Raw genomic sequence first — 21,054 nt, 5'->3', positions numbered from 1 at the left:
GCTTATCTCAATACCACATCATTCGGTAATTCGTCTACCGATTCTTGAGGATTTTGCGGGAAATGTTCGGTAAGCACGGCGGTTACTTCCTTCAAGCCGCGCTCCAAACCGGCCACAAATTCATCGCGTTTGAAATGTTCGAGCATATTTTGGCAAACTTCCTGCCATTGCCGGGTAGGCACTTTTGCCGAGATGCCGCGGTCTGCCACGATTTCCACTATATGATCGGCGAACGAAATGTAAACCAGCACACCGGTGTTCAGCTCGGTATCCCACACATCCAATTCGCCGAACCATTGTCGGGCGCGGGTGCGGGTGTCCAAGCCGTTTAAAACGGCAGCCGACGGATAGCGCGACTCAATCACAAACCGAACCTGCCCTTGATGGTTTTTTTCAGACAGGCCTATCTCTTCGCTGATGCGTTTTAAATCATGAGTTGGAAAATAGCGTTCCACACGTTGGCGCGGGTGCAGCCAGTGTTGCCATAAGCGTTTGAATCTATTCTGTTCCATTACCAGCCTCCTGATGCGCCGCCGCCGCCGAAGCTGCCGCCACCGCCGCTAAAACCGCCTCCGCTACCGAAGCTTCCGCCCCCTCCGAGGCCGCCGCCACCACTCCAACCGCCACCGCCAAAACCGCCTCCGAAGCCGCCTCTACCGCCCCCTCCGCCGGAAATGAAGGCAGTCGAGCCGATAATGAAGGATAAAAGGGTGCCTGCGAGTGCGGCAATAATTGCAATAACTACGCTCCAACCAAACAGCATGGTTGCGCCGAACATCACGCCGCCAGTGAACAGGCTGCCGAGCGTGCGCCCGAAAATGGCTTTTAGAAATCCTCCGGCAAAGAAAGGTATCAGCAAAAGAATAATAAAGCTTTCGCCAAAACCCTCGTCACGGTTTTCATCGGGCTGTGCTGCTTCGGGCAGCTTTTCGCCGGCAATCAGTTTTTCAAGCTGTGCCGTGGCTGCAAAAATGCCTTGGTCAACTTGCCCGTTACGCAAATAAGGCCGCAAAACGTCTTCCAAAATTCTTTTTGCATACACATCGGGAATCGCGCCTTCTAAACCTCTGCCTACGGCGAGATGCGTTTTGCGTTCATCCCTCACCAGAAGCAGCAGCACGCCGTCGCTGACGTTTGCTCTGCCGAGTTTCCATTGCTCCATCACGCGCGCCGAATAGTCAAACGGCGTTTCCGGCTCAATGGCCGGAACGGTAAGGATAACGATCTGGCTGCCTTTTTCGCGGCTGTATTGCAGTAAATGCTGATTTAGCCCTTCGCGGGCTTTCGGCTCCATCATCTGAGCCGTATCCATTACCGGTGCGGTAAGCGGCGGAACGCTTGCCAGTTCGGCGGCAAACAGCCAAATGCTGCAAAGCAGCATGGCTATCGATGCGCCCAAGCGGTGCGTTAGAGACAACATGGCTTTCCTTTTACTTGGCTTTCAAACGATGCCTGTCTGAAAAGGTGGAAAGATAAGGGCAGAACAGCGGCTGCTTGTTCTGCCTGAGGAATTAAAACTGTACTTTAGGCGCAGTTGATACGGCTGCTTCGTTTTCTACGGTAAAGTTGGCACGGGTTTTCATGCCGAAGATTTTTGCCGTAAGGTTTTGCGGGAACTGGCGGATGGTGGTGTTATAGGTTTGCACCGATTTGATGTAATTGTTGCGAGCAAGGGAAATGCGGTTTTCCGTGCCTTCAAGCTGGGCTTGCAAATCGCGGAAGTTTTGGTCGGCTTTCAATTGCGGATAGTTTTCGGAAACCACCAAAAGGCGCGATAAAGCGCTGCTCAATTCGCCTTGGGCTTGCTGATATTGCTTCACTTTTTCCGGATCGGTAGCATCTTCCTCAGTCATCTGCATGCTGCCGACTTTGCTACGGGCTTCGGTAACGCGGGTGAATACTTCTTCTTCGTGCTTGGCATAGCCTTTAACGGTGTTTACCAAATTGGGAATCAAATCGGCGCGGCGCTGGTATTGGTTTAACACTTCCGACCAAGCCGCGTTGGCTGCTTCGTCTTGGGTTTGCATGGTGTTATAGCCGCAGCCACTTAGGGCAAACATAGAGGTGATGAGGGCTAAAGTAGCCAGCCATTTTTTAAACATGTGATGTCTCCGTGAGCTTAAAAAGGTTCAGGTCGCAGTCGTTTGACATAAAGCGTTTGAAATTTTGGCGGCCTGAAAATGAAATCAGTATATAGGAAAGAGCGCCGCTGTAAAACCGAGGGTTGTTTGAACGGTTTTGTTTGGGTGTTGTTGGTATGGTTGGAATATAGTTAATCAACTTAACTTTTACTATGGCGTTGCTGCGCCTTAGCTCAAAGAGAACGATTTTGTAAGCTGCTGAAGCAGTAACAAAATCAGTCCCGTACTACCTGTACTGTTTTCGGCTTGCTGCCTTGTATTAAAAATAAGGTGGTTTGTCAGATAAATGCTTGTCTGAAAAACGGAATAAAAAAACGCTGCTTAATTTTAAGCAGCGTTTTCCAGACAGGCATTATTTCTTCAGTTCGTTTGCCAGATACAGCCAAGTTTCGATTACGGTATCGGGGTTCAGCGACACGCTTCCGATGCCTTCTTCAACTAACCATTTGGCAAAATCTTTGTGGTCGGAAGGGCCTTGACCGCAGATGCCCACATATTTGTTGTGTTTGCGGCAGGCAGAGATAGCCAAGTGCAACATCACTTTCACAGCAGCATTGCGCTCATCGAAAGTGGCAGCAATCGGGCCGCCGCTGTCGCGGTCCACACCCAAAGTCAATTGGGTCATATCGTTGGAACCGATTGAGAAGCCGTCGAAATATTGCAGGAATTGTTCGGCCAGCAAGGCATTGCTCGGAACTTCACACATCATGATCAAACGCAAGCCGTTTTTGCCGCGCTCCAAGCCGTTTTCTTTCAAGGCCTTGATTACCAGCTCGGCTTCTGCCAAAGTGCGGACAAACGGAATCATGATTTCCACATTGGTCAGACCCATTTCATCGCGCACATATTTCAATGCCTTACATTCCAAAGCAAAACATTCTTTGAAATCATCAGACACATAACGCGCAGCACCGCGGAAGCCCAGCATCGGGTTTTCTTCGTGCGGCTCGTAACGGTTGCCGCCAACCAATCCTGCATATTCGTTTGATTTGAAATCGGACATGCGCACAATAACTTTGCGCGGATAAACCGAAGCAGCCAGTGTGGCAACGCCTTCTGCAATTTTATCTACATAGAAGTCAACCGGAGAAGCATAGCCGGCAATGCGCTCGGTGATTTCTTCTTTAATATCGGCATCTTGGCTGTCGAACTCCAACAGGGCTTTCGGGTGGATGCCGATTTGGCGGTTGATGATGAATTCCATGCGCGCCAAGCCGATACCTTCGCTAGGCAGGTTGGAGAAAGAGAATGCCAATTCTGGGTTGCCCACGTTCATCATGATTTTGGTAGGCGATTCCGGCATGTTGTCGAGCGGAATTTCATTCACTTCAACATTGGCCAAGCCCGAATAGATCACGCCTGTATCGCCTTCGGCGCAAGATACCGTAACTTCTTGGCCTTCGCTCAATACTTCGGATGCGTTGCCGCAACCTACAACGGCCGGAATGCCCAATTCGCGCGCGATGATGGCAGCGTGGCAAGTACGGCCGCCGCGGTTGGTAACAATTGCTGCGGCGCGCTTCATAACCGGTTCCCAATCCGGGTCGGTCATATCGGTAACTAAAATATCGCCGGCTTGAACGATATCCATTTGAGAAGCGTCTTTCACCAGGCGTATTTTACCTTGGCCTACTTTTTGGCCGATTGCGCGGCCTTCGCACAACACTTCGCCTTTATTGCTGATGTTGTAGCGGCGCAATACGCGGTTGTCGGCTTCTTGGGATTTAACGGTTTCCGGGCGGGCTTGCAGAATGTACAGCTTGCCGTCCAAACCGTCGCGACCCCATTCGATATCCATCGGGCGGCCGTAGTGCTCTTCGATAATCAGAGCGTATTTGGCCAATTCGGTGATTTCGTCGTTGGTAATCGAGAATTGTTTGCGGTCTGCTTCAGGTACGTTGACAGTTTGTACCGATTTACCGGCTTGCGCGCTGTCGGTAAATGTCATTTTAATGAGCTTGGAGCCCATGGTTTTGCGCAGGATAGCGGGTTTGCCGGCTTTCAGAGTAGGCTTGTGAACGTAGAATTCGTCGGGGTTTACCGCACCTTGTACTACGGTTTCGCCCAAGCCGTATGATGAAGTAACGAATACAACGTCTTCAAAACCGGATTCTGTGTCGATAGAGAACATCACACCGGCTGCACCGCTGTCTGAACGAACCATGCGTTGAACACCGGCGGATAACGCAACGATGTCATGTGCAAAACCTTTGTGCACACGGTAAGAAATGGCGCGGTCATTGTAAAGAGAGGCGAATACATGATGCATTGCTTCTTTCACGTTTTCCAAGCCGTTGATATTCAAGAATGTTTCTTGTTGACCGGCAAAGGATGCGTCAGGCAAGTCTTCTGCAGTGGCAGAAGAGCGAACGGCTACGGAAATTTGGTCGGTGCCGGCATCGGCTACCATTTTGTTCCATGCTGTTTCAATTTCTTGATCCAATTGCTCGGGGAAAGGTGTATCCAAAATCCATTGGCGGATATCTTTACCTACCCGTGCCAATTCGGTTACATCTTCTACATCCAAAGTAGCCAAAGCGGCAGAAATGCGTTCGTTCAAACCGTTGTGTGCCAAGAAGGCGCGATAAGCATCGGCAGTTGTGGCGAAACCGCCGGGTACGCGGACGCCTTTTTCAGTGAGCTGACTGATCATTTCGCCCAAAGAAGCATTTTTACCGCCGACGCTTTCCACGTCGGTCATACGCAGGTTTTCAAACCAGATAACGTAATTTGAAGACATTGTTTCTAATCCAATTGCAGGGGTTAAAAGAGAAATTAAATCTTTTGCCGCGCCATTCTAACCAGTCCATCGGATTGTGTCATGTTTTTTTAAATGAGCGGCGGTTTTTGCCGGCATTGCAATATTGCGGAAAATGCTTTGGATAAACGCATGAAACTTAATAATATCTTTTGTTACAATGCATGTAATTCTTTGTAAAATAGGCGCTTATGAATAAATTAACAGCTGTTTTTGGTGATTTGAAAAGCAAGGTTATTGGTTTATTGTTTTAATTTTTTTTTATTTTTGAAATTTTGTTTTTATTTTACGGTGGGAAATGAAGCGTTGTAATTTGATGTAGCATGGTTAAATGTGCTTCCAATAAATGCTCGGGGTTGCTATGATTTCTGCTTTATAAAGTTTGATTAACCAGTTATTTCAAAGAGAGAAAAGTATGTCGCGCCGCCGAGCATTTTTTATATCCGATAGAACCGGTTTGACTTCTGAAAGTATGGGTGAAGCATTGCTTGACCAATTTGAAGGAGTGCAGTTTAAGAGAGTGACTTATCCGTTTGTCGATACGGTGGAAAAAGCACATGCGATGGTGCAGATTATCAATAATTCGGCGGAGCAGGAAGTGCAACGCCCGCTGGTGTTTACCAGTATTATTGATCCGGATATTCGCAAAATCGTGCAAAGCAGCGTGGGTTTGAATTTGAGCTTTTTTGATGCTTTCCTGCATCTTTTGGAAAAAGAGCTGGGCGTGAAAGCGCGCAATTCAATCGGAAAACTCCACAGTATTACCGATACTGACCGTTACGATGCGCGCATGGAGGCGGTCAACTTTTCTTTGAATCATGATGATGGCATTAGTGCGAAAGATTTGGAAACGGCCGATGTGATTTTGATGGGCGTGTCACGCAGCGGTAAAACGCCGACTTGTCTGTATCTTGCCCTGCAATACGGTATCCGTGCCGCCAATTATCCGCTCACGCCTGATGATTTGGAGACTACGGATTTGCCGCGTATGGTTAAGCCGTTTAAAAATAAATTGTTCGGTTTGACCATCCAGCCGGAGCGTTTGCAGGAAATCCGCCAGGAGCGCCGCCCTGATTCCAAGTATTCCAATATCAACACTTGTAAGAGCGAGGTGAATGATGCGCAGGCGATGTTCCGCCGCCATAATATTGCGTATACCAATACCACGCATAAGTCTGTAGAGGAGCTGGCGGTAAGTATTATGCAGGCATGTAATTTGAAGCGCCGTTTCTAGGAGATGCGTTGAAGGAAGGGTGTATCGGGCCGGTTTGGAAAAGCTTGCAGCTTGTTGTTACCGAATATGGAATATGTAAGTTGTTTGGTCGGATCATGATAAATGCCTGTCTGAAAAAGTTTCAGACAGGCATTGTGTTTGCTTTTGCTGAAAGCGGTTATTTGTAACCTGCTTGCTTCATCAGCATAACAGCTTTTTTCTGGTTACTGCCGGCAACGGATACGTTAATCACGTCTTGTTTGAATTTACCCCATTTAGCCACTTTAGGATCAGGGCTTACTTTAGGATTGGCCGGATATTCGTGATTCAGGTCGGCGAAAAGGTTTTGTGCATCGCTGCTGCTGAGCCATTCGATAAATTTTTGGGCTTCGGCTGCTTTTTTGCTGTGTTTCACTACGCCTGCACCGGATACGTTGACATGCGTGCCTTTACCTTGCTGGTCGGCGAAGAAGATGCCGATCGGCAGGTTGGGTTGTTTGTCCATCAAACGGCCGTAGTAGTAAGTATTGGCGATACCCACGTCGCAGCGGCCGGCACCGATGGCTTCAAGCATGGCGGTGTCGTTGGCAAACGGTTCGGCAGCCAAGTTGCTCACCCAGCCTTTAACGGTTTGGGCGGTTTTTTGTGCGCCTTGGTTGGCAAGCATTGTGCCTACGAGGGATTGGTTATACACGTTGTCGGAAGTGCGCAGGCAGAGGCGGCCTTTCCATTTCGGGTCGGCCAGCGCGGCATAAGTGGAAAGCTCGGCAGGCTTCACTTTTTGTGTGTTGTAGAAAATGGTGCGTGCGCGGACAGACAGGCCGTACCATTGGTTTTTCGGGTCGCGCAAGTGGGAAGGGATGTTGGCTTTCAGTGTGGCCGAATCGATGGGGCGCAGCAAGCCCATTTGGGTGGCTTGCCATAAGTTGCCGCCGTCTACAGTGATGAACACGTCAGCCGGGGTGTTGCTGCCTTCAGCTTTCAATTTAGCCATCAGAGGGCCGGCTTTGTCGTTAACCAGTTTGACTGTGGTGCCGGTTTTCTTTTGATAGGCTTCGGCAATCGGTTTGAGCAGATTGTCGGCGCGTGAAGAGTAAACCACCAGCTCGGCAGCAGATACGGGGGTGGCAATGATTGCGGCAGTTGCAAGGGCAATTGCTTTTTTCATCATGTTTTGATTCCTCTGTATTAATTTAAAGTTGATTGTGTGGAAACACATGGGGCGGTTTGAAAAACCGATGTTAAAACGCTTTGCATTATAGGTTAAGTAGTTTTTGCAAACAATATAAATTATCGTTTTTATTGAAGTAAGATGTATTTTATTGCATCATGTTTTTAAATTGATGATAATAGCGCGCTTTATTATGGATTTGCCCGATAACAGGTGTGTTTATCGGGTTGTTTCGTAATTTAAGCGATTGGTTTATGACATCGTCTTTATTGGTCGGTCAATTTAATTTCAATATGGCGGCGTTGTTGCTTTGTTGTTGATGTGTTGATTGACTTACTAGGTTCTCAATCCGGCCGGTTTAGAAGCCGGTTTCTAAGGTTACTTTATTTATTGTTTGTGTTTAATGGATGCTTATGAAACCTGCGTTCCGTAAGTTGCTGCTGCCGCGATTGTGGCTGCTGCTTTGCGTATGCTCTATCGCTGTGCCGCTGGGTGTGATCGTTGCTTCTTTCGGCACATTTGATGCTGAAATTTGGACGTTTCTGCTTGAGTTTCAATTGCCTTTGCTGGTAAAAAATACGGTTTGGCTGGTGTTGGGCGTGGGCTTCGGCACGGCGGTGTTGGGCACTTCATGCGCTTGGTTGACGGCCATGTATGACTTTCCGATGCGGCGTTTCTTTTTTTGGGCGATGATGCTTCCGTTGGCCGTGCCTGCGTATGTGTTAGCGTTTACCCAATTGGGATTGTTTGACTATACCGGCCCGATCAGCACTTGGCTTCGGGAAAGCCGTGGGTTTGAACAAGGCCTGCCTGAAATCCGCAACGGTTTCGGCTTGGCAGTTGTGATGAGCCTTACTTTTTATCCTTATGTTTATTTATTGGCACGCAATGCGTTCGGCAGCATGGGCCAGCGTGCGCTGGAGGCCGGCGCTTCATTAGGGCTTTCGCCTACACGCTCTTTTTTCCGTGTGGCTTTGCCGATGGCGCGCCCTTGGATTGCAGGCGGTACGGTGTTGGTGTTGATGGAAGTGTTGTCTGATTTCGGTACGGTTTCCGTGTTCGGCTACGACACGTTCACCACGGCCATTTATCAGGCGTGGTTTGATTTTTATTCTTTGGAAACCGCCAAACAGCTGGCCGCGCTGTTGATTACGGCGGTTTTTATATTGCTGGTGTTGGAGCAGTTGAGCAGGGGCGGGCGGCGCTACAGCCAATCGGGCAGAGCGCATCACCGTAAACGCCGGGCGCTGCCGACACTTTCGGGATGGCTGGCATTTGCTTATTGCGCCACGCTCCTGACATTTGCTTTTGTGATTCCTGTGGTGCAGCTCTTGATTTGGGCTTATGAAACTTTTAACGACGGTTTCAATACTTCACTATGGAAAAATGCTTGGCATTCGTTTGCGGCAAGTATGGCCGCTGCTTTTCTGGCTGCTGTGGCGGCTTTGCTGTTGGCACTGTCTAAGCGGGTAGATAAAAGCCGGTTTGCCGCGTTTTCCGCACGCGCGGCCACTTTGGGTTATGCCATTCCGGGCACGGTGTTGGCGGTGGGTGTGTTTGTGCCTGTGGCTTGGTTGGACAATGTGTTGATTGATTGGTTGAAGCTGTCGGAAGAAGTGACCGGAATATTCAAAGGCACTTTGGCCGTGATGTTGGCAGCTTATGTGATCCGTTTTTTGGCCGTGTCGTTTGCTTCGGTGGAGGCCGGTTTGGAGCGCATCAGCCCGTCGCAAGCAGAAGCGGCGCGCTCTTTGGGCTGTAACGGCGCGGGCGTGTTGCGGCGGATTTATCTGCCGTTGCTCAAGGGTACTTTGGGCACGGGGATGCTGATGGCTTTTGTCGATATGATGAAAGAAATGCCGATCACGCTGATGACCCGCCCTTATGATTGGGATACGCTGGCGGTGCGTGTTTATGCTTTCACAATAGAAGGCCAGTTTGCCAATGCCGCCCTGCCGGCTTTGTTGATTGTGTTAACCGGCTTGGTGCCGGTGATTCTGTTTTCGCGCACGGAGCAAAAACCATGATTCTGGAAGTATCGCAACTTAATCTTTCCTTCGACCGTAAACCCGTGCTGCAAGATTTCGGTTTTGCGTTGCAGGAAGGTGAAATAGCCTGTTTGCTCGGCCATTCGGGCTGCGGAAAAACCACGGCGCTCAGGGCAGTGGCAGGCTTTGAACAGCCTGATTCGGGCACCATCACGCTGAGCGGCCGCACGCTTTCAGACAGGCATTCTTTTATGCCGCCCCATCTGCGCAAGATCGGCATGGTGTTTCAGGATTATGCTTTGTTTCCGCATCTCAGCGTAAAAGAAAATATTGCATTTGGCATTGCCAAGCAGCCTGCCGCCGAGCGCAAAAAAAGAATTGAAAGCTTGTTGGAGCTCATCGGTATGCCCGAATATGGCGGCCGTTATCCGCACCAGCTCTCCGGCGGTCAACAGCAAAGAGTGGCGCTGGCACGCGCATTGGCGCCTAAGCCGGAGTTGGTTTTGCTGGACGAGCCGTTTTCCAATCTTGATTCCGCTTTGAGGATGCGGCTTTCCAAAGAGGTTCGCCGCCTGCTTAAGCAGGAAAATACCAGTGCGTTGATGGTAACGCACGACAGGCACGAAGCATTTGCCATGGCCGATAAAATCGGCATTATGGCTGAAGGCCGTTTGAAACAGTGGGATACGCCGCACAATCTGTATCATCATCCCGCGGATGCCGAAGTGGCGCGTTTTACCGGCAAAGGCGTTTTGCTGCGCGGCACGGTCGAGCACGGTTTGGTAAAAACGGCAGCCGGCGCATTGCCGCGTGTACCGGAGCAAGATGTTGAGGGCGGCAAGGTTCAAGTGTTTGTGCGCCCGCAGAATGTGTTGGTAGGTGTTGAAGGCGGCGCTTCGGCCGAAGTGCTGGAATGTGATTTTCAAGGCCGATGCTTGATTCTCACTCTGAAATTGGAGAGCGGAGAAACCATGTTGGCAGAGGCCGATGTAGAAGAAGGCTTGGCAGTAGGCAGCCGGGTGGGTATCCGGCTTGAAGCCGAAAAGCTGGCTGTGTTTGCTTGATGCAAAGTCGGTTTGATGCCTGTCTGAAAACGTTTCAGACAGGCATCCATATAGCTATGAAAATTAGAGCCGTTTTTCCAAAAACCATTCTGAATGTTCAAGCAAGCAGCCGTTGACTGCTCTTCCGATTATTGATACAAACGCAGGTTTGCAAATTGTAAAGATTTGTTTATTGCGGGAGTTGCTTACCTAAATCGCTTAGAATTTGAAATCCGATTTCACAACACCGACAAATCGCACACAATACAGGCTGTTAAACCAAGACCATAGACACGGCTTGGCGGCCGAACCTAAATAATATTATTACAGAAGAATAGTTTTAAGATGATCCAAAACCGTACTTTCAAGCTTACTTTTGCTGCTGTGGCCATTTCGGCTCTGGCTTCCTGCTCGTCTCCCGAGCAGCGGGTAGAGCCGGTAAACCGTGTCGCCGAAACTGCCGGCGGGGTGCATTTGCCCACAGTAAGGGCAACCGAATCACCCAATAAGATTTTGTCTGACTACCAAACATATCAAAGCGTATTGGATGCCATCAAGCTTGACGACGATATGCTGCCTTCGCAGTTTCTCAGCCATGCCGGCAATAGCGCGATGGCAGAAAACGTCCGTAACGAATGGTTGAAAAGCTTGGGTAAGCGCGGCCAATGGGCGCAGTTTGAACAGCAGTTTGCCAAGCTGGATAAAGCAGGCCGTGCGCAGGAAGTTTCCTGCTATGCCGAATACAATGGGTTGATGAAGGGCAAAAGTAGCGAGTTGGCTCAGAAAATCGTTAACGAATTAGGCAGACAGGCGACAGGCTGTACTTTATTGGTGGAAGAGTCGGCAAGACGGGGCCAGTTGGATACGCAAAAATCCTGGCGCCGCGTAAGGGGGCTGATCAGCAATAATCAAATCACGGATGCGCGTAATCTGGCCGCTGCTTTAGGCAGCCCGCTGGATGGTTTGGAAGGTCAGGGCGCACAAGAGCAATTGCTGGTAAACGTGATCAGTCCGCCCGCACAGAAAAGCGGCTCGGCGGCCGGCAGGTTGAGCGGTTTGGAGGGTATGCTTACCCGTGAGCAGAGCGGTTTTGCCTGGGGCGTGTTGGGCTATGCGGAAGCAAAAAAGCAAAACTTTTCTACCGCTTTGAACTATTACAACCGTGCCGACAGAAAACAATTGTCGGATGACCAGTTTGAATGGTACGCACGCTCGGCCTTGCGCTTTTCGCGCTGGAGCGATTTGGCAAACATCATCGAAAGTATGCCGGAGCATTTGAAAAAGAAACCGGACTGGCAATATTGGCTGGCGCGCAGTTTGGCAGCCCAAGGCGACAGCAGCCGCGCGAAAAGTTTATACGGCCAAGCCGCCCAATCGGGCCGCAATTTCTATGCCGTGATGTCGATGGAGGAATTGGGCCAACGGGTAAGCGCTAAAAATAATGTGTCGGATGCTTCGAAAAAAGATGTGAAAAAACTGGCGCAAGACGGAGCGATTGACCGCGCGCTGAACCTTTTCCAAGCCAGCCAAACATCGGGTGAATGGAAAATGCGCCGCCAGGCTCAGGCGGAGTGGCGTTTTGCTATCCGCGGCTTTAATGAAGACACGCTATTGGCTGCGGCACAACTGGCTTTCGACAAAGGCTTTTACGAAATGGCCGTGAATACGGCCGACAGCACCCAGCAGAAGCTGAATTATACGCTCCGCTATATTTCGCCGTTTAAAGACATTACCGTGCGTTATGCAAATCAGGTAGGTATTGATCCGGCTTGGGTATACGGCCTTATCCGACAAGAGAGCAGGTTTATGCTGGGTGCGCAATCCAGCGTGGGCGCACAAGGTTTGATGCAGGTTATGCCTGCAACCGCGCGTGAAATTGCCGGCAAAATCGGTATGGACAGCAGTGAGCTATATACTATGGACGGCAATATCCGCATGGGTACTTGGTATATGGCGGATGCCAAACGCCGCTTGCAGAACAATGAAGTGATGGCCACAGCCGGCTATAACGCCGGGCCGGGCCGGGCACGCAACTGGCAGGCGGCTACGCCGCTGGAAGGCGCGATTTATGCGGAAACCATTCCGTTTAACGAGACCCGCGACTATGTGAAAAAAGTGATGACCAATGCAACTTACTACGCCACTCTGTTTAACGAGCCGCAAACATCGCTGAAACAGCGCATGGGTACAGTGCCCGGTCGTTGAGATTGAGTGTTTCAGACAGGCATTGCAATTAGATAACAAAGCCCATCATTTTGATTGTGATGGGCTTTGTTATTGTGGCTTAAACTTGTTTTGTCATGGTTTCGCTATGCTACGGGTTGACCCGGACTGCTCCTAAAATGACCGTAATTCAAGGTGGCCGGTTTAAGCCGCGGGTAGGGCGGATGTATTGTTTTTAGTTGGTTTGCTATATTTGCCATACGACACAATGCCTGTCTGAAAACCTTTTTCAGACAGGCATTGTCAGTTTAGCCGAAGCTTATTTAAAGAAATCGCCGAAACCGGGCGGCAGGCCTTGTGTGAATGCGCCCATGGTTTTGCTGGTTAATTCTTCAGCCTGATCGCCTGCTGCGTTAACCGCAGCTAGAACCAAGTCTTCCAGCATCTCTTTGTCGTCCGCGGCCTCGGCGATTAAGTCGGGGTTGATGTCTATGCTTTTTACAACGTGGTTGCATGTCATCACCACTTTTACCAAACCGTTGCCTGCTTCACCGGTTACTTCTGTAACGGCCAGTTTAGCTTGGGCTTTTTTCATATTTTCCTGCATTTTTTGGGCTTGCTGCATCAAGCCGCCCAGACCTGCTTTTCCGAACATTGCGGGATACTCCTATTAGGTAAAAATTAATATTTCTGATTGTTAAACCAGTTTTGAAACGTAATGCCCGTCTGAAAACGGGCAACGCGGTTTCTGCGAAGCCAAAACATTTATTCAAACCCGACTTGCCTGCTTTCAGACAGGCATGTTTATTCTTCGATATTTTCCGCCAGCTCTATCGTTTCGGCTTTCCACTCGTGGCAATCGAGCAGATTCATCAATTTCTGGCAGGCGGGGTCGCTTTCTAGAATTTGTTGTGCGCGTTGGCGGCCTTCAATTTGGAGCCTGTTTTTCCGCATGGCGGGGGTTTCCCAGTTGCGGTTTTCTTCCCAAGCACAGGTTTGCAGCTTGAGTTCGGGTATATCGTAGGCTTCCGCCAATGCGTTGCGGATTTTGTCGAAAAAGCCTTTGCTTTTGGCTTCTTTGGCGGCATTCGCAGTGAGTGAGAGCGTGAGCACGCTGTTTTCCGCATCAAAATCTACCCACGCGGCATGATTGGTCAGCATTTGGGCTGCACCGAGCTTGCGGGAAAGACGGAATGAAATTTGTGCCCAGTTTTCTGCCGCAAATTCGGGCATGGGTACGAAAGCGGCTTCTTCCGCTTCCGCGCCGGTTTCGTCTTCTTCGTTGTGATTCGGTTGCTCAGGCTGAGATGGTTCGTGCATGGGGAAATAATTCATGCTTTCGTCATCATAGGCTGGGTAATCGGTCGGATAATCCGGATAGGGTTCGCCTGCCGAAGTTTCGTGTTCCGGCGGAATTTCTTCCCACTGCGGGCTGTATTCTTCGGCTTGGCTTGCAGTAACCGCTACGGCATGTTCAAAAATGGCATCGGCCGGCACGGCTTCTGCAAAAGACGAAGCCTCTGTAATGCTTTCAACGGGGGGTGTTTCTGCCTGCTCTGATTCGGTGTGTTCTGCGGTGTACTCCGCTGTGCCGGATTCCGACGCGGTTTCTGCAATGTGTGTTGCGGGCGGCTCGACAGCAGCAGGAGGCTGCTCGGGATAATCAGGCAGGACTAAGGGCTTTTTTGGTTCGGTTTCCTTTTCGGCAAAAGGGGTGTGCAGCTCGGTGCCGCTGATTTGACCGTTGGTCGGGTTACCTGCGGCGGCAAGCGGGGCGAACGCGAGCATGCGTAGCAAGGTCATTACGAAGCCTGCGTATTCGTCGGGCGCGAGGCTGAGGTCGCGCTTGCCGTGGATGGCGCATTGGTAGTAAAGCTGGATTTGTTCGCCGCTTAAGTGATCCGCCAGCACTTTCAGGGTTTCGCGCTCGGGATCGTCTTGAGGGATGGCCGAGGGTACGGTTTGGAACAAGGCGATGCGTTGCAGTAATACGGCCAGTTCGCTCAAGGCGCTGTCGAATCCGATGGCGCGTGCCGCCATTTCCTGCGCTTTTTGCAGCAGGGCTTCCCCGTTTTGCGCAGCAATGCTTTGCAGCAGTTCGTAAAGGTAGCGTTTGTCGACTGCGCCTATCATGTGGCGCACGTCTTCTTCGCTGACTTTGCCGGAACCCATTGCGATGGCTTGGTCAAGCAGGCTCAGGGCGTCACGCATGGAACCGGCGGCGGCGCGGCCCAATAATTGGAGCGCGGCAGGTTCGGAAGGGATGTTTTCCACTTGCAGAACGTGGCTGAGGTGTCCGGCCACTTGCTGGGGCGTCATATTGCGCAACACGAATTGCAGGCAGCGGCTCAATACGGTAACGGGCACTTTGTGCGGATCGGTGGTGGCGAGAATGAATTTCACATGCTCGGGCGGCTCTTCCAATGTTTTGAGCATGGCGTTGAAAGCCGATTTGGAAAGCATGTGCACTTCGTCGATGATATACACTTTGTATTTGCCGGAAGTGGGCGCGTATTGGGCGTTTTCGAGCACTTCGCGGATGTTGTCGATGCCGGTGTTGGATGCGGCGTCGATTTCCAATAAATCGACAAAGCGGCCGGAGTCGATTTGCGTGCAGCTTTGGCATTGGCCGCAAGGTTCGCCGTTGCTCGGGTTTTCGCAGTTCAGGCTTTTGGCAAGAATGCGTGCAATGGTGGTTTTGCCGACGCCGCGGGTGCCGGTGAGCAGATAGGCGTGATGCAGGCGGCCTTTATCGAGCGCATTTTGCAGGGCTTTGACAACGTGCTCTTGGCCGACTAAATCGGCAAAGGTTTTCGGGCGCCATTTTCGGGCAAGAACTTGATAGGCCATAAGCTTTCTTGGGTGAACATGCGGTTGGGAAGATGAATGCAGATGTTTTCAGACAGGCATTGTGTTATATGAATGCCTGTCTGAAAAAACAAATCTGCGCTATTTTAGCAGATATGGCCGGACAACTTAATCATCAATCAAGATGCTTGTTTTTGAAGCTCCCACACTTCTTCTATGCTCCGCTTAATCAGGCTGAGTGCGGGGTCGTGTTCGTATTCGTCGAGGTAGATGAAATTGAGCGGCAGGCTTTGGCGGAATTCTTCGATAACGGTAATGGGTTTGCCGGTGTTGGCGGCATCCTGCGCTTTGTGGCTGGGCACCATGGCCACGCCGATGCCGTCTCCCACCAAGTCGATGATGGTTTGCGGGTAGTCGCAAATAATTTGCCGCTTGGGCGAGAGCCGGTTAACCCGCCAAAACTGTTGCAAATGTTTGTTGCTGGCCGATACGCCCGACATTTCTATCCAGATATAGTGTTCGAGGTTTTTGGGCAGGTTGCTTTTGATGTTTTCGGCCTCTGAGCTGGGGCAGATAAGGGAATATTGAATGTTTTCCAGAAAGATGCTGCGTACGCTGCGGGTATTGACCGGGCCGAGAAAAAAGCCGCCGTGCAGCTGCTTGGATAATATGCGCTCCAAAATTTCGCCGCTCATGCCGTATTGGATGTGCAGCTGGATGTCGGGTGCCGAATCGTTCAGCAGGCGGGTCAGTTTCGATACGCGTTTGCCGCTGATGGGGTGTATCAGGCCGATTTGTGCGTCTTGCGTGTAATGTTCGGCCAGCGTTTTGGCAAAATTGTCGAGCCGGTGTTTGTGTTGGAGGAGGGATTCGGCTTCCGGCAGGAAAATTTCTCCGGCGCGGGTCAGGCTCATGCCGTTGCTGGTCCGGTTAAACAGAGGCGTACCCAAATAGGTTTCTATGGCTTTGATTTGGGCGGATACGGCAGGCTGGGAAAGAAACAGGCGTTCAGCAGCTTGTGTGAGGTTGCAATGGTAGGCAACTGCGACAAATGATTTCAGATGGTTGATGTCCATATCGTATTTCTCATTTTAGAACAATGGGTTGGAGTTTTGATATTCCAACCGTTTTATTATTCAGATATTGCTTTTTTAATATATTAACCGATTGGAGATAAGTTTGGGAATTGTTTTAAAAACAAAAAATTATTATCCAATCATAATAAAAACAAAAGGCCTGTATCAGAAAATAAAATAATCTTAATTCTGTTGTTTAAGATTGCTATTGTCGGTAAATTTATGCATTATTCGGTTATTTTATTTGGGTGTCCGGCTGCTGTATGTTGGAAATATAAATCATAATTCGATTAATCAAATGCCGGGACAGGCCGAAGATTTGTGCATATTTTTGAGTTGGTTCTGAAACTGAAATTTTAAAAGGAGAAAGTTAAAGATGGAGAAACAAACAGCACGAAGAGTGCTGGAAAATCCCGAATTTCAAAAAATGGCCCGGCAAAAGGCTTTGTTGGGTTGGAGTTTTTCAGCAATCATTTTATTCATGTATCTGGCTTACATATGGGTAATCGGCAGCAACCCGGGCTTGCTGAAAACACCTGTGTCTGCAAACGGTATTACCACTTGGGGCATTTATGTCGGCATTTTCGTGATTGTGTTTTCGTTTGTTACGACCGGTATTTATGTGGCGATCGCCAACGGTAAATTCGAAAAAATGACCAAGCAGGTGGTGGATAATGTGATGGAGGATCAAGCATGAAATTTTCAGGCAAGACTCTGTGGTTTTCAGCTTTGTCGATGCTGGCATGTTCGGGTGCGTTTGCCGATGCCATCTCTGGAGAGGTGGAAAAGCAGCCCTTAAATATGCCGGCAATTATTATGTTTTTGATTTTTGTAGGCATGACTTTGGGCATCACGGTTTGGGCGTCGATGCAGAATAAATCTACAAAAGATTATTACACCGCCGGCGGCGGCATTTCAGGCTTTAAAAACGGCTTGGCGATTGCGGGCGACTATATGTCGGCAGCATCGTTTCTCGGTATTTCCGCAATGGTGTTCACCAGCGGCTACGACGGCCTGATTTATTCGACCGGCTTTTTGGTGGGTTGGCCGATTGTGTTATTTTTGGTGGCAGAGCGTTTGCGTAATCTGGGGAAGTTTACCTTTTCCGATGTGGCGGCTTACCGCTTGGCACAAACGCCCGTACGCCTGTTTGCGGCTTCCGGCTCCATCCTTGTGGTGATTTTTTACCTGATTGCCCAAATGGTGGGGGCGGGTAAGCTGATTCAGCTCCTCTTTGGCATGGATTATATTTACGCCGTGATTTTGGTGGGTGTGTTGATGGTTTGCTATGTGTTGTTCGGCGGTATGCTGGCTACGACATGGGTGCAGATCATTAAGGCTGTGCTGCTGCTTTCAGGTGCGACGTTTATGTCGTTTATGATTTTGAAGCACGCCGGTTTCAGCTTTGAAACCATGTTCCAGCAGGCTACTGCCATTCACGAAAAAGGTACGGATATTTTAGGCCCGGGCGGTTTGGTGAAAAATCCGGTGGATGCTTTGTCGCTCGGCTTGGCTTTGATGTTTGGTACGGCCGGTCTGCCGCATATTCTGATGCGCTTTTTCACAGTGCCTGATGCGAAGGAAGCGCGCAAATCCGTGTTTGTGGCAACCGGTTTTATCGGCTATTTCTACCTGCTCACTTTCATCATCGGCTTCGGTGCGATTATTTTTGTGTCTAAAGAAAATCCGCACTTCTTTACCGCCGTTTTGAAAGAAGGCAAAACAGTGTATGAGATGGTGGGCGGCACGAATATGGCGGCGATCCACCTTGCCGAGGCTTTGGGTGGTAATTTGTTCTTGGGCTTTATTTCTGCGGTGGCGTTTGCCACGATCTTGGCGGTGGTGGCCGGTTTGGCTTTATCCGGCGCTTCGGCCGTGAGCCACGATATTTATGCTTCGGTTGTGCGCAAAGGACAAGCCACTCAAGAAGAGGAAATGCGCGTGTCCAAACTGACCACACTTACGCTCGGCGTATTGGCGATTGTGTTCGGCGTGATGTTTGAGAAACAAAACGTGGCATTCATGGTGGGCTTGGCGTTTGCCATTGCCGCATCGGCCAACTTCCCCGTATTGATGCTTTCTATGTTCTGGAAAGGCTTGACCACTAAAGGCGCGGTAGCCGGCGGCTTTACCGGCTTGATTTTGGCTTTGGTGCTGATTGTGTTGGGACCGACCGTATGGGTGAGCGTGCTGCACAATGAATCGGCTATTTTCCCGTATGCGAATCCTGCGCTCTTCAGTATTCCTGCTGCGTTTATTGTGGGCTGGTTGGTGTCGCTGATGGATAAATCCGAGCAGGCTAGAAAAGACAAAGAAGGCTTTGAAGCACAATATGTGCGTTCGATGACGGGTATCGGCGCAGCCGACGCTTCGGATCACTAATCGGACTTGCTATAAAAAACCATCCGCCCGGTTGCGGATGGTTTTTTTTTCAGACAGGCATTGCGGGGCAGACGTAGCTGAGGCTGCATACTTTCAGACAGGCATAGTTTGAAGTACAATCCCGCTTCGCTCAAACCGAATCAAAGGATAATCAAGCATGTATTTTGTCGACCGAACGGCCGTAGTGTTGAAGCCTACTGAAAAATTTTTAAGCTGGCTGAAATCTTCCGATCAGGATATGCCCGACTTGACCTTGGCGCAAATCCGCACCAACTGTTCGGTTTATCTGGTTCCCCAGTTTGACGAGCCGGAAGCCGTGGTTTCTTATTTCGACGAGCGCTATCAGGAAATTTTTGAAGCCGAAATTTCCGGCTGGGACATTGAAAGAAGCAAATGGCCGCAAGATATGAGCCTGCAAGCCTTTTGGGAGTTTTTCGAAGTAGAAATTCACGATATGGTGTTGGACATGGATGATTCAGACATCAGCGTCAGCCCCGTGTTTGACAATATGATGTAAACCCGATGCAGGCGTTTCAAGTCAAACTCAAACCGTCGAAGCGCGGTATGCTGCTGGCGGCGGCATTGCATATTTATGCTTTTGTGTTGTGTTTTACCGCATTTTACGGCTGGATGCGCTGGTTGGGTGTCGCGGCATTGGCAGCAAGCTTGGTTTGGGCATGGCGGGTGCAAAGCCTGAAAGGCAAGCAGAGTGTATCCGCCATCCATATCGATACTTCGGGCCGCGCCTCGCTTTCGCAATCGGATGCCGTGCTGCGCCATGCAAGCCTGTCTGAAAGCAGCTTGATACACAGAAGAGGCTGTTTTCTGCAATGGCAGCTTGAGGGTAAGCGCATATCGCACACCGTGTTGCCCGATATGACCGATGCCGAAAGCTACCGCCGCCTGATTGTGTGGGCGAAGTTCGGCAGAAGCAAAGAAGATAAAGAAGATTAAGCATTAACCCACTTATGCCTGTCTGAAAGTTTTTAGACAGGCATTCAGCCAATATCATCAAAACCATGAAAAAAAATCTGAACGACTGGCTCTCCCATTTAGAAACCGCCCACAGCGCGGGTTTGATTGATATGGGTCTATCCCGTGTGGGCGAAGTGAAAAACACCATGCACCTGAACCCGCAATGCCCGGTAATCGTTGTGGCGGGCACCAACGGCAAAGGTTCGGTGTGTGCATTTTTATCGCAGATATATAAAGAAGCCGGCTTCAAAACCGGCACGCTGACCAGCCCGCATCTGTTGAAATTCAACGAGCGTATTTGTGTCAACACACAGCCTGTGTCAGATGAAGAAATCGTGGCCGCGTTTGAGCGCATTGAAGCCGCGCGTGGCGATATTTCCCTCACTTATTTTGAGTTCAACACGCTGGCCGCCGTGGATATTTTCATGCGGAGCCAAGTGGATGTGATGATATTGGAAGTCGGGCTGGGCGGCCGTTTGGATGCTGTAAACATATTTGACGCCGATGTATCCGTGGTAACCAGCATTGATTTAGACCACCAATCTTTCCTTGGCGACACCATCGAGCAGGTGGGCTACGAAAAAGCCGGTGTGTTCCGCAGCGGCAAACCCGCTATTTGCGGCCAGAATCCGCCGCCCGAATCGCTGAGAAAACATGCTGAAGCCATAGGCGCGGATTTATTGCTGATCGGAGAAGATTTCAGCTATACCAAGCTGGAAAACCAGCAATGGTCATACCGTTTTCATCCTAATCCGCAGTTTTCAGACAGGCATACGCGCAACCGCAACGCTCTGCCGATTCCCGCCTTGCGCGGCGCATACCAAATCAACAATGCCGCCTGTGCGCTGACCGTTATCGAATGCCTCAACCAACAATTGCCGATAGACATAGGCGCTATCAAGCGCGGTTTGTTGATGGTGCATAATCCGGGCCGTTTCCAAGTTTTACCCGGCAGGCCGCTGACCGTTTTGGATGTGGGCCATAATCCGCACGCAGCCCGTGCGCTGCGTCAGGGGCTGATGGCCTTGCCCTTTGCTCAAAACCGTACGGCCGTGTTCAGCATGTTGAACGATAAAGACATCGATTCGGTTTTGGCAATCCTGAAAGACCAGTTTGACGAATGGCATATCGCGCCTCTGCATCTGCCGCGCGGCATGGCTTCCGAGCAGCTTGCCGAAAAACTGGCTGCTCACGATATAAGCAATGTAAAACAGTTTGAAAATATAGCAAAAGCTTATGATGCGGCTTTTGCGGCGGCTTCGGAAAATGATAGAATTGTCGTGTTCGGCTCCTTCCATACGGTTGCCGAAGTTATGGGAACACTATAATACACTTA

17 protein-coding genes are annotated in these 21,054 nt (G+C 50.1%); 9 read left to right on the top strand and 8 right to left on the bottom strand.

Going from position 1 to position 21,054, the window contains the following annotated elements; translation table 11 throughout:
• Positions 1–2 precede the first annotated feature (2 nt).
• The 4 genes from EL143_RS10060 to ppsA form a co-directional block, all read right to left on the bottom strand.
• A complete protein-coding gene (locus EL143_RS10060) occupies positions 3–512 on the bottom strand; it encodes a TPM domain-containing protein (protein WP_085416332.1) in 510 nt (169 codons plus the stop codon).
• On the bottom strand, positions 512–1,420 hold the full coding sequence (locus EL143_RS10055) for a TPM domain-containing protein (RefSeq protein ID WP_085416331.1): 909 nt from the start codon (positions 1,418–1,420) through the stop codon (positions 512–514). The genes EL143_RS10060 and EL143_RS10055 overlap by 1 nt, the downstream gene beginning before the upstream one ends.
• A gap of 91 nt (positions 1,421–1,511) precedes the next feature.
• Positions 1,512–2,102 carry a LemA family protein gene (locus tag EL143_RS10050; RefSeq protein WP_085416330.1) on the bottom strand — a complete coding sequence of 197 codons (591 nt, stop codon included), beginning with the start codon at positions 2,100–2,102 and terminating at the stop codon, positions 1,512–1,514.
• A 391-nt stretch (positions 2,103–2,493) separates the two neighbouring features.
• Positions 2,494–4,881, bottom strand: coding sequence for a phosphoenolpyruvate synthase (ppsA, locus tag EL143_RS10045; protein WP_085416329.1), 2,388 nt, complete (start codon positions 4,879–4,881; stop codon positions 2,494–2,496).
• A gap of 433 nt (positions 4,882–5,314) precedes the next feature.
• Here ppsA and ppsR point away from each other — a divergent pair, with 433 nt between their 5' ends.
• Positions 5,315–6,133 carry a posphoenolpyruvate synthetase regulatory kinase/phosphorylase PpsR gene (ppsR, locus tag EL143_RS10040; RefSeq protein ID WP_085416328.1) on the top strand — a complete coding sequence of 273 codons (819 nt, stop codon included), beginning with the start codon at positions 5,315–5,317 and terminating at the stop codon, positions 6,131–6,133.
• A 157-nt stretch (positions 6,134–6,290) separates the two neighbouring features.
• On the opposite strand, the gene EL143_RS10035 is transcribed toward ppsR, so the two are convergent.
• The gene (locus EL143_RS10035) at positions 6,291–7,283 is read right to left on the bottom strand and encodes an extracellular solute-binding protein (protein ID WP_085416327.1); all 993 of its coding nucleotides are present in this window, start codon (positions 7,281–7,283) and stop codon (positions 6,291–6,293) included.
• 407 nt (positions 7,284–7,690) lie between these two features.
• On the opposite strand from EL143_RS10035, the gene EL143_RS10030 reads away from it, so the two are divergent.
• From EL143_RS10030 to EL143_RS10020, 3 genes are all read left to right on the top strand, one after another.
• Positions 7,691–9,310 (top strand): ABC transporter permease, encoded by a 1,620-nt coding sequence (locus EL143_RS10030; protein ID WP_197719592.1) that lies wholly within the window; start codon positions 7,691–7,693, stop codon positions 9,308–9,310.
• Positions 9,307–10,335, top strand: coding sequence for an ABC transporter ATP-binding protein (locus EL143_RS10025; RefSeq protein WP_085416325.1), 1,029 nt, complete (start codon positions 9,307–9,309; stop codon positions 10,333–10,335). The genes EL143_RS10030 and EL143_RS10025 overlap by 4 nt, the downstream gene beginning before the upstream one ends.
• Positions 10,336–10,659: 324 nt before the next feature.
• Positions 10,660–12,519 (top strand): lytic transglycosylase domain-containing protein, encoded by a 1,860-nt coding sequence (locus tag EL143_RS10020; protein WP_085416324.1) that lies wholly within the window; start codon positions 10,660–10,662, stop codon positions 12,517–12,519.
• Positions 12,520–12,796: 277 nt separating this feature from the next.
• Here EL143_RS10020 and EL143_RS10015 read toward each other — a convergent pair whose 3' ends face one another.
• From EL143_RS10015 to EL143_RS10005, 3 genes are all read right to left on the bottom strand, one after another.
• Positions 12,797–13,132: a YbaB/EbfC family nucleoid-associated protein gene (locus EL143_RS10015; protein WP_085416323.1), complete on the bottom strand. Its 336-nt coding sequence runs from the start codon at positions 13,130–13,132 to the stop codon at positions 12,797–12,799.
• 149 nt (positions 13,133–13,281) lie between these two features.
• The gene (gene dnaX, locus EL143_RS10010) at positions 13,282–15,327 is read right to left on the bottom strand and encodes a DNA polymerase III subunit gamma/tau (protein ID WP_085416322.1); all 2,046 of its coding nucleotides are present in this window, start codon (positions 15,325–15,327) and stop codon (positions 13,282–13,284) included.
• Between the two features lie 137 nt (positions 15,328–15,464).
• Entirely contained in the window at positions 15,465–16,361 is an 897-nt protein-coding gene (locus EL143_RS10005) for a LysR family transcriptional regulator (RefSeq protein WP_085416321.1), read from the bottom strand.
• 376 nt (positions 16,362–16,737) lie between these two features.
• On the opposite strand from EL143_RS10005, the gene EL143_RS10000 reads away from it, so the two are divergent.
• The 5 genes from EL143_RS10000 to folC all read left to right on the top strand — a co-directional run bounded on the left by EL143_RS10000 (position 16,738) and on the right by folC (position 21,046).
• Positions 16,738–17,058 carry a DUF485 domain-containing protein gene (locus EL143_RS10000; RefSeq protein WP_085416320.1) on the top strand — a complete coding sequence of 107 codons (321 nt, stop codon included), beginning with the start codon at positions 16,738–16,740 and terminating at the stop codon, positions 17,056–17,058.
• Complete coding sequence (locus EL143_RS09995) at positions 17,055–18,743, top strand: cation acetate symporter (RefSeq protein WP_085416319.1); 1,689 nt, start codon at positions 17,055–17,057, stop codon at positions 18,741–18,743. The genes EL143_RS10000 and EL143_RS09995 overlap by 4 nt, the downstream gene beginning before the upstream one ends.
• A 157-nt stretch (positions 18,744–18,900) precedes the next feature.
• Complete coding sequence (locus EL143_RS09990) at positions 18,901–19,260, top strand: hypothetical protein (RefSeq protein ID WP_085416318.1); 360 nt, start codon at positions 18,901–18,903, stop codon at positions 19,258–19,260.
• Between the two features lie 5 nt (positions 19,261–19,265).
• Positions 19,266–19,697 (top strand): protein YgfX, encoded by a 432-nt coding sequence (locus tag EL143_RS09985; protein ID WP_126326731.1) that lies wholly within the window; start codon positions 19,266–19,268, stop codon positions 19,695–19,697.
• Positions 19,698–19,762: 65 nt separating this feature from the next.
• The gene (gene folC, locus EL143_RS09980; protein ID WP_085416316.1) at positions 19,763–21,046 is read left to right on the top strand and encodes a bifunctional tetrahydrofolate synthase/dihydrofolate synthase; all 1,284 of its coding nucleotides are present in this window, start codon (positions 19,763–19,765) and stop codon (positions 21,044–21,046) included.
• Positions 21,047–21,054 lie beyond the last annotated feature (8 nt).

Source organism: Neisseria canis, assembly GCF_900636765.1.
GTDB classification, from domain to species: Bacteria; Pseudomonadota; Gammaproteobacteria; order Burkholderiales; family Neisseriaceae; genus Neisseria; species Neisseria canis.
The sequence above is the reverse complement of the archived record's forward strand: the minus strand, read 5'-3'. Positions and strand labels throughout refer to the sequence as shown.

Excerpts from the sequence above, each read along its gene's own strand:
- EL143_RS10025 (WP_085416325.1), top strand. The coding sequence starts at position 9,307 with ATGATTCTGGAAGTATCGCAACTTAATCTTTCCTTCGACCGTAAACCC.
- ppsR (WP_085416328.1), top strand. The coding sequence starts at position 5,315 with ATGTCGCGCCGCCGAGCATTTTTTATATCCGATAGAACCGGTTTGACT.
- EL143_RS09995 (WP_085416319.1), top strand. The coding sequence starts at position 17,055 with ATGAAATTTTCAGGCAAGACTCTGTGGTTTTCAGCTTTGTCGATGCTG.
- ppsA (WP_085416329.1), bottom strand. The coding sequence starts at position 4,881 with ATGTCTTCAAATTACGTTATCTGGTTTGAAAACCTGCGTATGACCGAC.
- EL143_RS10020 (WP_085416324.1), top strand. The coding sequence starts at position 10,660 with ATGATCCAAAACCGTACTTTCAAGCTTACTTTTGCTGCTGTGGCCATT.
- EL143_RS10000 (WP_085416320.1), top strand. The coding sequence starts at position 16,738 with ATGGAGAAACAAACAGCACGAAGAGTGCTGGAAAATCCCGAATTTCAA.
- EL143_RS10005 (WP_085416321.1), bottom strand. The coding sequence starts at position 16,361 with ATGGACATCAACCATCTGAAATCATTTGTCGCAGTTGCCTACCATTGC.
- EL143_RS10060 (WP_085416332.1), bottom strand. The coding sequence starts at position 512 with ATGGAACAGAATAGATTCAAACGCTTATGGCAACACTGGCTGCACCCG.
- EL143_RS10055 (WP_085416331.1), bottom strand. The coding sequence starts at position 1,420 with ATGTTGTCTCTAACGCACCGCTTGGGCGCATCGATAGCCATGCTGCTT.
- EL143_RS09985 (WP_126326731.1), top strand. The coding sequence starts at position 19,266 with ATGCAGGCGTTTCAAGTCAAACTCAAACCGTCGAAGCGCGGTATGCTG.
- EL143_RS10050 (WP_085416330.1), bottom strand. The coding sequence starts at position 2,102 with ATGTTTAAAAAATGGCTGGCTACTTTAGCCCTCATCACCTCTATGTTT.
- EL143_RS10030 (WP_197719592.1), top strand. The coding sequence starts at position 7,691 with ATGCTTATGAAACCTGCGTTCCGTAAGTTGCTGCTGCCGCGATTGTGG.
- EL143_RS09990 (WP_085416318.1), top strand. The coding sequence starts at position 18,901 with ATGTATTTTGTCGACCGAACGGCCGTAGTGTTGAAGCCTACTGAAAAA.
- dnaX (WP_085416322.1), bottom strand. The coding sequence starts at position 15,327 with ATGGCCTATCAAGTTCTTGCCCGAAAATGGCGCCCGAAAACCTTTGCC.
- EL143_RS10015 (WP_085416323.1), bottom strand. The coding sequence starts at position 13,132 with ATGTTCGGAAAAGCAGGTCTGGGCGGCTTGATGCAGCAAGCCCAAAAA.
- folC (WP_085416316.1), top strand. The coding sequence starts at position 19,763 with ATGAAAAAAAATCTGAACGACTGGCTCTCCCATTTAGAAACCGCCCAC.
- EL143_RS10035 (WP_085416327.1), bottom strand. The coding sequence starts at position 7,283 with ATGATGAAAAAAGCAATTGCCCTTGCAACTGCCGCAATCATTGCCACC.